Origin of the sequence: Saccharibacillus sacchari DSM 19268 (assembly GCF_000585395.1) — a bacterium.
In the GTDB taxonomy this organism is placed as follows: domain Bacteria; phylum Bacillota; class Bacilli; order Paenibacillales; family Paenibacillaceae; genus Saccharibacillus; species Saccharibacillus sacchari.
In genome coordinates this window covers 2038926-2050739 of the sequence record NZ_KK073875.1, presented here as the reverse complement: position 1 = coordinate 2050739, position 11814 = coordinate 2038926, and the positions used below count along the sequence as shown (strand labels likewise).

The following is an 11814-nucleotide window of genomic DNA, read 5'->3' as shown; positions in this document are numbered from 1 at the left end:
TTTTCTTTATTGTAGGAAGCGGAAAAGAAATAAAATATAGCGGATTCGCCGACTTTGTCTATTAATGAACAGAGTCGTCCGGATTGTACATAAAATGAGGGGGAACCGTCGTGGGAGACCGTCGCGCCGTCCGAACCCGGGCAGCGATCAAACAAGCCTTTTTAACCCTGCTGGATACCAAAACCATCTCCAAAATCACGATTCTTGAAATCACGGAGCGGGCGAATATCGGCAGAGGGACATTTTATTTGCATTACCAGGATATTTACGCGCTGTACGAAGAAATCGAGAAAGAGATGTTCGAACGCATGGATCAGCTGTACGACGAGTCTTTTCCGATACAGGATCGCCGCGGCGTCGTTCATTTTATCCGAAAACTCACCGACTACATCTATGAAAACCGAACGTTGTTCCGCATGCTGGCCGATCCCCAAAACACGCTGCTCACGCCGAATACATTCAAAGACTTTTTCAAAACCAAAGTGCTGCAAGAGATATTGACCGAAAGGGCCTTGAGCCATCCGCCAACCGTGTTCGAAGAAACAGAAAGTTTATTTATCGTGTCGGGCGTATTCGGCGTGATTCAGAATTGGATCGAGCGCGGGATGGAGGAGGAGCCGACGGGGATGTCTTTGCGGATCGAACAGCTGCTGATGAAGTTAGAGGAAGAATAAAGAAGAGCACGATAAAAAGACTCCTTTTTCCGAAAAGAAAAGGGAGTCTTCGTTGCGCGCTTGAAGCAGTCTATGTGGTTGGCGTATACGTCAGGATTACAAGCTTTCCATGCTCGACGACAGGCTCGCCGAGATAATCTCAGGCAGTTCGGCCTTGTACGCTATGTAAGCTTCCTTGGTGATTTGGCCGTCGGCCAGCCGTTGCTCCAACTGCTGTTCCAGCTCGCGCACTTGCAGGGCGGCCAGTTCGTCTTCGCTGCCTCCGCCGAGCACGGCGATTTCGCGAAGCGACAGACCTTCGTACATCAGGTCATAGACGGCTTGCTCGTTTTGCGCGCCCAGCGCGTACAAGAAAGCGTTCGGTTTGTTCGCTGCGTCGTCGCTGGACGAAGGAGGCGTCTCGCGGTAAACGGCTTCGGCTTCAACCTTGCCTCCGGCCAATCCGCTCCCCAAAGTGATGCCGAGCGCAAGCGTGCCGATGATCCAGATCCGTTTCAGATTGATGCTTTTTTTCACCGGAAGTTCGGACGCCGCGCTCAAGGTTCGGGGCTGCGTGTTTTTCGTACTGTTTTTTCGCATGGTTTTCATACAAATTCCTCGCTTTCTTATTTTGGATACCTGTCGTTTTTTGCTATATGGAGGTCGGCCTTCTGTTTGCGTGTTTGGTGGTTTGTTGCCTCTTTCTATCTGTACTATAAACCCCGAATCTTAACCCAAGCTTAACTTTGAGGGTTTTTTAAAAAAAAAGCGATAGCAAAAATAGAGTTTCTGCAACAGCCCAAGCGTGTACAAATAAGAAGAAGGAGGGATGGTTATGTATCCGGATCTGGAAGGAAAGACGGTGATCGTGACCGGTGCCGCATCGGGCCTCGGCAAATCGATCGCTCTGCGGCTCGGCCGTGAGAAAGCCAATGTCGTCATTAATTACCACAGCAATAGCGAAGGTATCGAAGATATGGTGAAAGAAATCGAACAGGCGGGCGGGCAAGCCATTACGGTTCAAGCCAGCACCTCGGAAGAGGACGGCGTAAAAAGCTTGATCCAAGCCGCGCACGACAAATTCGGCAGTCTCGACATCATGATCAACAATGCCGGCAAGGAAAACGAAGTCGAATCGCACAAGCTGTCGCTCGACGACTGGAACAAGGTTATCGAGCTGAATTTGACGGGGTATTTCCTGGGCAGCCGCGAGGCGATCGCCTACATGCTCGAGCACGGCGTCAAGGGCACGGTCATCAACATGTCCAGCGTCCACGAGATCATTCCATGGCCCCACTTCGTGCATTACGCGGCGAGCAAGGGCGGGGTCAAGATGATGACCGAGACGCTTGCGCTGGAGTATGCGCCGCACGGCATTCGGGTAAACTCGATCGGGCCCGGTGCCATCAACACGCCGATCAACAAAGAGAAATTCGAAGATCCCGAGCAGAAAAAACAGGTGGAAAGCATGATCCCGATGGGTTACGTAGGAGAACCCGAGGAGATCGCCGCGGTGGCCGCCTGGCTCGCGTCGTCGGAATCCAGCTACGTGACGGGTATCACGCTGTTTGCCGACGGAGGCATGACCAAATATCCTTCTTTCCAAGGCGGAAAAGGGTAACGGTCGGTCGCTTGATGTATTCGACGTAAATGAGGGGAAGCGGAAAGTTGTCTCGTTAGAGGGCAGACCTTTCCGCTTCTTTTGGTTCGCGAATCGGAAGGAGGAAGACTCATGAATCCGAAATGGTGGAAGGAAAGCGTCGTTTATGAGATCTATCCGAAAAGCTTTATGGATGCAAACGGCGACGGTGTCGGGGATTTGGCGGGCATTATCTCGAAGTTGGATTATTTGCAGGATTTGGGCGTGGACGTGTTATGGCTGACGCCCGTCTACGATTCGCCCGATCATGAAGGCGGTTACGATATTCGCGACTACCGGAAGATCATGGACAAATTCGGCACGATGGAAGATTTCGACCGTCTGTTGGAGGAAGCGCATGCCCGGAGCATGAAGATCATGCTGGAGATGCCCTTTAACCATACGTCGAATGAGCATCCGTGGTTCGAAGAATCGCGCGCATCCAAGAAAAACGACAAACGAAACTACTATATCTGGCGCGAAGGGCGAGGCTCCGGGTTCCCGAACAACTGGGGGTCGTACTTCGGCGGTTCCGTCTGGGAATTCGATGCCGATACGGAAGAATATTATATGCACCTGTACAGCCATCGCCAACCGAACCTCAATTGGGACAACGAGCAGGTGCGCGAAGAAGCGTATCAGATCGTCAAGTTTTGGGCGGACAAAGGGGTCGACGGATTCCATTTCAACTCCATTGCCCATATCGTGAAAACGGAAGGCCACGACGACGAAGATACGGGAAACGCGCAGCATATGCCGGTCGAGCGGGCGTATCAGATGTTTTCCAGCTTGGACAAAGTGAACGGCATCGTCAAACGTTTATATGAAGAGATCGGCGAAGAATACGATATTGTCGCGATCGGCGAAGCGGCCGGGCTCGATCCGTCGCAGACGCTGGATTCGATCAGCGACGAGCCGGGCAAAGCGAATATGGTGCTGAACTCCGACCATATGCTGCTTTCCCATTCGTCGCAAGGAATCGGCCGTTGGACGGATAAAACGTGGACCTTGCTCGACGTGAAGCAATCGATCAGCCATTGGCAGACGGTGCTGCACGGCCACGGCTGGAACGCCAACAATCTGGCCGACCACGACCAACCGCGTTCCGTTGCCCGGTTCGGCCACACCGGCGAATATCGCGAGCTGTCGGCCAAAATGCTGGCGACGCTGCTGATGACGCTCGAAGGCACGCCGGCCATCTATCAAGGCGAGGAACTGGGCATGATCGGCGGCGGCTTCGAGACGGCGGACGATTTCCGCGACGAAGAAACGCTGAATTTCCTCGATCATGCGAGCGAGAACGGCATCGACGAGGAAGAAGCGCTTCGTCTGGCCAAACGCAACACCCGCGACGCGGGCCGCACGCCGATGCAGTGGGATGCTTCGTCCCATGCGGGCTTCACGACCGGTCATCCGTGGATCAGGTTGGCGCCGGGCTACGAGGAGATCAATGTTGAAGCCGCGATCAACAACCCGGATTCGATCTATCATTACTATAAAAAGCTGATCGAGCTGCGCAAGGTGAGCCAGACGCTGCTGTACGGCGAGTATCGCCTGCTGCTGCCGCTGGACCCGCATATTTTCGCGTACACGCGCACGTTCGAAGACGAGACGCTTTTGATCGTGCTGAACTTCTTCGCGGAGACGCCGACGTTCAAATGCCCGGATCGGCTGTGCGAACGTCCGCGCGAGTTCCTGTTCGGGAACTACGAACCGGGCGTGACGCAGGGAAGCGACTTCGAGCTGCGTCCTTACGAAGCGGCGATTTATCGGTTGGGGTAAAAACGGAAGGGCCGGATCGCGGCGTCAAAGCGATCCGGCTTTTTTCGTTATTCAGGATTTGAACGTTCGCCGACCCGACCGAGCGCCAATCGCATAATTTCGGACCAGTACGATCAACAACTGCGGAACGAATACGAGAAACACGTGCATCAACGCGATAAAAGGCCATGAAGCCAATAAATGAACAGCCGACGGCGGAGCATGAACATGTTCGTAGAGCCACCAGGCCGGTGCGGTCAGGACCCACAACAACAGATTAGAATAAGCGCAATGCTTCGCGTTTTTCCATAATAAACAGAAGGACAATGCGAAGATTAAAGGAATCGTCCATGTTCGAAAAAAGGGAGCGCCGATCAGAATGAAAAAGGCCAGAACCGGGTATGCCCAGACGATGCTGCCGAAATAAAGGTTTTGCGATCTCGTTTTCAAAGGAATTGTCTCCATTCAAGAGCTGTTATGGATAAGACGCGCGCAAGTCGGAAGGAGTTGGGTTTTTAATAAAAAAGCAAACAATAGATTTAATATGGTTAATATAAATATTAATAATTCATATAAGAATTGACTTGTACGGACATGCGTGATAAAGTGGGTGCGTAAAGGTTCTTCCGTCCGTACAACCGATGCCCGAGGAGACATGAGATCGCCCGGATTTACGGTTCGACGATAGTGTTTTGTCAACAATATAGCAAGGTTGAGCTCTCTGATTGAGAGTTGACAAAGCATCAAATGTAAGCGTTTCACCGGAAGCGAGCCTTCATTATTTTGCAGATGGAAAGGATGAATAAGCAGCATGACAGCATCTAACCTGAAAGCCAGAATGATCGTCGACAAGTCGTTTCGTATTTCGGAGATCGATGAGCGCATCTACGGATCGTTTATCGAGCATCTCGGCCGGGCCGTGTACGGAGGAATCTACGATCCGGGTCATCCGACGGCGGACGAGCACGGTTTCCGCAATGACGTGAAGCAGCTAATCCGCGACCTCCGCGTGCCGATCGTGCGTTATCCGGGCGGCAACTTTGTCTCGGGCTACGATTGGGAAGACGGCGTAGGCCCGGTCGAAGACCGTCCGAAGCGCCTGGAATTGGCATGGAGAACGCTGGAGCCGAACTATGTAGGGACAAACGAATTCATGCGCTGGGCCAAAGACGCCGGCACGGACGTCATGATGGCGGTCAACCTCGGCACGCGCGGCATCGACGCGGCCCGCAACCTGGTCGAATATTGCAACCATCCGGGCGGCAGCCGCTACAGCGACCTGCGCAAGCAGCATGGCTTTGCGGAACCGCACAATATCAAAATGTGGTGTCTGGGCAACGAAATGGACGGACCTTGGCAGATCGGACACAAGACGGCTGAAGAATACGGACGTCTCGCGCTGGAAACGGGCAAAGCGATGCGCCTGATCGATCCGTCGATCGAACTCGTATCGTGCGGCAGCTCCAGCACCGGCATGCCGACCTTCCCGTCGTGGGAAGCGGAAACGCTGGATCACACGTACGAGGTGGCCGACTTCATTTCCTTGCACCAATACTACGGCAACCGCGACAACGACTCGGCCAACTACCTGGCGCGCGGCATGGACATGGATCACTTCATTCACACGGTCATCTCGACCACGGACTTCATCAAGGCCAAAAAGCGCAGCAAAAAAACGATGAAGCTCAGCTTCGACGAATGGAACGTCTGGTACCACTCCAACGAAGCGGACGCGAAAATCGACCGCAATCCGTGGACCGTGGCGCCGCCGCAGCTGGAAGACGTATACAACTTCGAAGACGCTTTGCTCGTCGGCAGCATGCTGATGACGTTTCTTCGCCGCGCGGACCGCGTCAAATCGGCCTGCTTGGCCCAACTCGTCAACGTCATCGCGCCGATCATGACCGAGGACGGCGGACGCGCATGGAAGCAAACGATCTACTATCCGTACCTGCATGCTTCCGTCTATGGGCGCGGCGTATCGCTCAAGCCGGTTGTCGATTCGCCGAAATACGACGCGAAGGACTATACGGACGTGCCTTATCTGGATACGGCGGTCGTGCACAACGAAGAAGAAGACACGCTGACGATCTTCGCGCTGAACCGTCACCTGACCGAGGCGCTCGATCTGACTTGCGACGTGCGCAGCTTCGAAGGGTATGCGATCGAAGAGCATATCGTGCTCGAAAACGACGACCTCAAAGCCGTGAACACGGCCGACAGCGAGAAAGTTGCTCCGCATAACCGCGGCGCTTCCGAGCTGAAAGACGGCGTGGTAACGGGCCGTCTGGCCAAAGCGTCGTGGAACGTGATCCGTTTGCGCAAACGCGGCTGATCTCGTTTCCCGAAAACCAAACAAGGAACGATTCGGCAATCGCTTCGGAATCCGCGAAGCGCTGCCGGGACGTTCCTGTTGGTTTGTTTGGAGCATCAGAGGAAAGTTGATCAAATGCTCAAATTTATTGCTGAAAATCGCTTTTCAGCTTGAAATGTTGATGTTTTGTTCGAATTTTTAGCGAAAAATGCACATTTTCAAGGTTTGAGGCTTAAATTGTTGATCAAACGCTTACATTTTCAAAAATGCTCGTGCTTTTGATAGAAAAAGTTGACGTTTTGAGCACATTTGCAGCGAGCGAGGAGCCAATACCGAATACCGAAAGGTACGATTGTACGTACAATCCAAAATGATTATTTACATAGAACTCGAGGAGGAACTGAAATGACAAAAGCATCCGTAGTCGTAAACGCCGATGTCGCGCTGGGCAAGATCGACCGAAATATTTACGGGCAGTTCGCGGAGCATCTGGGACGCTGCATTTACGAAGGCATGTGGGTCGGCGAAGATTCGGAGACGCCCAACGTCGACGGCATCCGCAAAGACGTGCTGCAAGCGCTGAAAAACCTGAGCATTCCGGTACTGCGCTGGCCGGGCGGTTGTTTCGCGGACGAGTATCACTGGAAAGACGGCGTCGGCCCGCGCGAAGGCCGCGCACGCATGGTCAACACGCACTGGGGCGGCGTGGTGGAGAACAACCATTTCGGCACGCACGAATTTTTCCGTCTGTGCGAGCTGCTGGAGACCGAGCCTTACATCTGCGGCAACGTGGGCAGCGGCTCGGTGCAGGAGATGTCCGAGTGGGTGGAATACATGACGTTCGACGGCGAATCCCCGATGGCCAAGTGGCGTCAGGAGAACGGCCGCGAGAAGCCTTGGAAACTGAAATACTTCGGCGTCGGCAACGAGAACTGGGGCTGCGGCGGCAATATGCGCGCGGAGTATTACGCCGACGAATACCGCCGTTACCAGACGTATTCCCGCAACTACGGCGACAATAAGCTGTTCAAGATCGCGGGCGGACCGAACGTCGACGATTACCATTGGACCGAAGTGCTGATGCGCGAAGCCGGACGCCATATGGACGGACTCAGCCTGCACTATTACACGATGGAAGGCAGCTGGGAAGAAAAGAAACCGGCGCTCGGCTTCGACGAAGCCGGCTGGTTCGAAGTGATGAAGAAATCGCTGCATATGGACGAGCTGATCACGCGCCATACGACGATCATGGACAAATACGATCCGGAGAAAAGAGTGGCGCTGATCGTCGACGAATGGGGTACGTGGTTCCTGAGCGAGCCGGGCACGAACCCGGGCTTCTTGTATCAACAAAACTCGCTGCGCGACGCCTTGGTAGCGGGTTTGCATCTGCATATTTTCCACAAGCATCACGAACGGGTGAAAATGACGAACATCGCGCAGATGGTCAACGTGCTGCAAGCGATGATCCTGACCGAAGGCGACAAGATGCTGCTGACGCCGACGTACCACGTATTCGAAATGTTCAAAGTGCACCAGGACGCGGACGTGCTGCAAATGGCCGTGGACAGCGCGGACTACGAGCTGAACGGGGAGACGCTGCCGCAGGTGAGCGTATCCGCGTCGAGAAAAGACGGCGACGTGCATATCAGCCTGTGCAACATCAGCACGACGGACAGCGCGAGCGTCAAGCTGAACCTGCGCGGCATCGGAGCGGAAGGCCAAGTAAGCGGACGCGTGCTGACGGCGGAGCAAATGGATGCTCATAACACGTTCGAGCAGCCGGAAACGATCGCGCCGCAGGCATTCGACGGCTTCGCGCGCGGCGAAAACGGAACGCTTGACGCGACGCTGCCTCCGATGTCGGTAACGGTGCTGACGATCAAAGGCTAGTACCGACAACGCGCGACCAAAGCGGAAAAAACGGACGCCGGACGACCCGTCGTCCGTTTCGCCGTATCCGCGCGCAGGCATGCGGCGGTTACGATTCTTTGTGCCCGTCAGGCGGACATCTAACAGGAGACCAAGAGAGGAGCAAAAACATGAAGCATCACGGATACGCGCAGACGCCGCCGCTCGGCTGGAACAGCTGGGATTGCTACGGCGCGAGCGTGACGGAAGAAGAAGTTCGCGGCAACGCGGATTATATGGCGGAGCATTTGAAACCGCACGGCTGGGAATACGTCGTCGTCGATATCCAATGGTATGAACCGGGCGCGTATTCGTCCCGTTATCGGCCGTTCGTGCCGCTGGAGATGGATGAATACTCGCGCCTGATTCCGGCGGCTAACCGCTTTCCGTCCGCTGCCGACGGCGGCGGCTTCCGAGAGCTGGCGGCTTACGTGCACGGACTCGGATTGAAATTCGGGATTCATATTATGCGCGGCATTCCGCGTCAGGCCGTGCACGCGGATACGAAGCTTCTCGGCACGGAAGCGACTGCCCGGCAGATCGCGCACACCAATTCGATCTGTCCGTGGAACACGGATATGTACGGCGTCGATCCGTCCAAGGAAGGCGCGCAAGCATACTACGATTCCTTGTTCGAGCTGTATGCCGACTGGGGCGTGGACTACGTGAAGGTCGACGATATTGCAGATTCGCGGCTGTACGGCTACCACGAAGGCGAAGTCGAACTGATCCGGCAAGCGATCGAAAACAGCGGGCGGGACATGGTGCTAAGCTTGTCGCCGGGTCCTGCTCACGTGGACAAAGCCGAGCATTTGATCGCCAACGCCAATCTATGGCGCATGACCGACGATTATTGGGATCATTGGTTCTTGCTGCGCGGCATGTTCGAGCGCTGCGAAGCCTGGGCGCCGCATGTGGGACCGGGGCATTTCCCGGACTGCGACATGCTGCCGCTGGGACGGATCGGCATTCGCAGCGTCGACGGCGGCGACGAAGACCGCATGACGCGTTTTACCCGCGACGAGCAGGTCACGATGATGACCCTGTGGAGCCTGTTCCGCTCGCCGCTCATGTTCGGCGGCGAACTGCGCAGCAACGACGAGTGGACCTTGTCGCTGCTCACCAACGACGAAGTGCTGGCCGTCTCGCGCGACGGCTCCGACCCGCGCCCGCTGCCGCAGCGCGCGGAGGATCCGGACGGCATCCGGATCTGGACTTCGCGCCGCCCGGATGGCGGCTTGAACGTGGGCTTGTTCAATCTCGGCGACGAGCCTGCCGAGATCTCCCTGGCCCTGGGCGAGATCGCTTCCGCGCCGGACGCGCGCGTTCGCGATCTGTGGGCGCGGCAGGACGTAGCCGCGCCGGAAGGCCTGCTGCGGGCGGAACTCCCGCCGCACGGCAGCCGCCTGTTCGCGGTAACGAACTAACCGCCGTCGGCCGCGGCGCGAAGCTTTGCAAAGCTTCGCGAAATTCCGGCGTTTGCCGCCGCGGCGCGGCCGAAAGCGTTCGCTTCGCTGCGAGCCTGCCGTGCTTCGCGAACCCTTCGACTTCGTTTCGAAGGGTTTTCGGCGTGTCCGGAAAGTCCTTCCGCTTGCTGCGCAAATGCGATTTTTTCGACAAAAAGCGCGTTTGCGTCCGATTTCGGATCGCAAATCCCTTTTCGCGGGTAAATAAATCAAGCAACCCAACAACTCACCGGATACGGGAAGGGGCAACCGTCAATGAAACACGAATCATGGAAAGAAAAAGTCGTCTATCAAATCTTCCCTCGCAGCTTTCAGGATTCGAACGGAGACGGGAACGGCGACATTCCGGGTATCGTTTCCCGTTTGGATTATATTCGCTCGATCGGCGTCGACACGATATGGCTCGGTCCCGTTTACGAATCTCCCCGCGTCGATCAGGGCTATGACGTGTCGAATCAGCGCGAGATCGATCCCATGATGGGAACGATGGAGGATTGGGAAGAGCTGCTGCGCGAGACGCATGCGCGCGGCATGGAGCTCTGGATGGATCTGGTGCTGAACCACACGTCCGACGAGCATCGTTGGTTCAAGCGTTCCCGCAGCTCGAAGGACAACCCTTACCGCGACTACTATATTTGGCGCAAGGGAGAAAAAGACGGCGAACCGCCGAACAACTGGACTTCCTACCTCGGCGGCAGCGCATGGACGTACGACGATGCGACCGGCGAATACTATTTGCACTTGTACAATAAAAAGCAACCCGACCTCAATTGGGACAATCCGAAAGTACGCGAAGAAATCCAGAAGATGGTGCGCTATTGGATCGATAAAGGCGTGAACGGCTTCCGGCTCGACGCGATCAACGTCATTTCCAAAGATAGCGGGCTGCCGGACACGTCCGAGCAGAAGATGGAAGGCAGCGGCTACAAGCATTTCAAAAACGGCCCGAACGTCCACGAATACCTGCGCGAGTTGAACGAAAAAGCGTTTTCCCATAAAGAAGGCATCATCACGGTCGGCGAAGCTTCGATGGTCTCGATGGACGACGTGGCCCGTTACACGCACCCCGATCGCCGCGAGCTGGACATGATCTTCATGATGGAATCGCCGAGCATCGGAAACGATCCGAACGATGCGTTCAAAAGCCGCGATTGGAAACTGACCGAACTGAAAGAAATCGTGACGCGTTGGGAAAAAGAGCTGCTGAACATCGGCTGGTTCGGTCTGTTCGCGAGCAACCACGACCATCCTCGCATGGTGTCGCATTTCGGCAACGACGGCAAATATCATGCGGAATCGGCTAAAATGCTGGCGACGCTGGTGCATACGCTGTGGGGCACGCCGTTCATTTATCAAGGCGAGGAGATCGGTATGACCGATTATCCGTTCGAATCGATCGATCAGCTCGACGACCAGATGGCGCGGCATTATTACCGGACGCGAACGGAGGAGCTGGGGGAAGACCCCGAAGAGGTGGAAAAACGCGTCCTGGCGGGCACGAGGGATCATGCGCGCACGCCGATGCAGTGGGACGACGGCGAGAATGCGGGCTTCACGACCGGAGAGCCGTGGATGCCCGTCAACCCGAACCATGCGTCGATCAACGCGGCGGCGCAGGAGGCCGATCCGGACTCCATCCTCAATTACTACCGCAAGCTGATCAAAATCCGACGCGAGCACGCCGAAGTGGTCGTGCACGGCGAGTATGTGCCGATTCTGGAAGAGCACGAGCAGGTCTTTGCCTACATTCGCCGAAACCATAAAAGCCAAGGTCTTGTTCTGCTGAACTTTTCGGAAAAAGAAGCGGAGTTCGAGCTGCCCGAGGACGTCGGCGTGTGCACGGAGTCCGCGTACCGTTTGCTCGGCAACTACGAACCGGACGGCGAAGACGGGGAGCGTGCGGGAGAAAACGGCGATACCGACGCGAAGGCCGACGTCGTGCCGCGCAAACTCCGCCCGTACGAAGCTATCGTTTTCGGCGGCTTGAAGCCTGCTCCGGGCAAATAAGGCATGAAATTTCGCATTGTCGCGGATATAAACATTTTACCGTTTCGAAATTAATGATATAAT

The 11814-nt window shown here is 55.6% G+C and carries 9 protein-coding genes; 7 read left to right on the top strand and 2 right to left on the bottom strand.

Features of this window, described 5'->3' with window-relative positions; all coding sequences use genetic code 11:
• Nucleotides 1-110: 110 nt before the first annotated feature.
• The gene (locus SACSAC_RS08735; protein ID WP_037285376.1) at nucleotides 111-674 is read left to right on the top strand and encodes a TetR/AcrR family transcriptional regulator; all 564 of its coding nucleotides are present in this window, start codon (nucleotides 111-113) and stop codon (nucleotides 672-674) included.
• Between the two features lie 96 nt (nucleotides 675-770).
• On the opposite strand, the gene SACSAC_RS08730 is transcribed toward SACSAC_RS08735, so the two are convergent.
• Nucleotides 771-1262: a hypothetical protein gene (locus tag SACSAC_RS08730; RefSeq protein ID WP_037285374.1), complete on the bottom strand. Its 492-nt coding sequence runs from the start codon at nucleotides 1260-1262 to the stop codon at nucleotides 771-773.
• A 226-nt stretch (nucleotides 1263-1488) separates the two neighbouring features.
• Between SACSAC_RS08730 and SACSAC_RS08725 the strand changes: the two genes are divergently transcribed.
• The gene (locus SACSAC_RS08725) at nucleotides 1489-2274 is read left to right on the top strand and encodes a glucose-1-dehydrogenase (protein ID WP_037285372.1); all 786 of its coding nucleotides are present in this window, start codon (nucleotides 1489-1491) and stop codon (nucleotides 2272-2274) included.
• A 111-nt stretch (nucleotides 2275-2385) separates the two neighbouring features.
• Complete coding sequence (locus SACSAC_RS08720; protein ID WP_037285370.1) at nucleotides 2386-4074, top strand: glycoside hydrolase family 13 protein; 1689 nt, start codon at nucleotides 2386-2388, stop codon at nucleotides 4072-4074.
• 51 nt (nucleotides 4075-4125) lie between these two features.
• Here SACSAC_RS08720 and SACSAC_RS08715 read toward each other — a convergent pair whose 3' ends face one another.
• Nucleotides 4126-4503 (bottom strand): hypothetical protein, encoded by a 378-nt coding sequence (locus SACSAC_RS08715; protein WP_051506987.1) that lies wholly within the window; start codon nucleotides 4501-4503, stop codon nucleotides 4126-4128.
• A gap of 361 nt (nucleotides 4504-4864) precedes the next feature.
• Here SACSAC_RS08715 and arfA point away from each other — a divergent pair, with 361 nt between their 5' ends.
• From arfA to SACSAC_RS08690, 4 genes are all read left to right on the top strand, one after another.
• Entirely contained in the window at nucleotides 4865-6388 is a 1524-nt protein-coding gene (gene arfA / locus SACSAC_RS08710; RefSeq protein ID WP_037285368.1) for an arabinosylfuranosidase ArfA, read from the top strand.
• Between the two features lie 384 nt (nucleotides 6389-6772).
• Complete coding sequence (locus SACSAC_RS08705; protein WP_037285366.1) at nucleotides 6773-8260, top strand: alpha-N-arabinofuranosidase; 1488 nt, start codon at nucleotides 6773-6775, stop codon at nucleotides 8258-8260.
• A gap of 149 nt (nucleotides 8261-8409) precedes the next feature.
• Nucleotides 8410-9705: a glycoside hydrolase family 27 protein gene (locus tag SACSAC_RS08700; protein WP_037285365.1), complete on the top strand. Its 1296-nt coding sequence runs from the start codon at nucleotides 8410-8412 to the stop codon at nucleotides 9703-9705.
• 294 nt (nucleotides 9706-9999) lie between these two features.
• The gene (locus tag SACSAC_RS08690; protein WP_037285361.1) at nucleotides 10000-11751 is read left to right on the top strand and encodes a glycoside hydrolase family 13 protein; all 1752 of its coding nucleotides are present in this window, start codon (nucleotides 10000-10002) and stop codon (nucleotides 11749-11751) included.
• Nucleotides 11752-11814 lie beyond the last annotated feature (63 nt).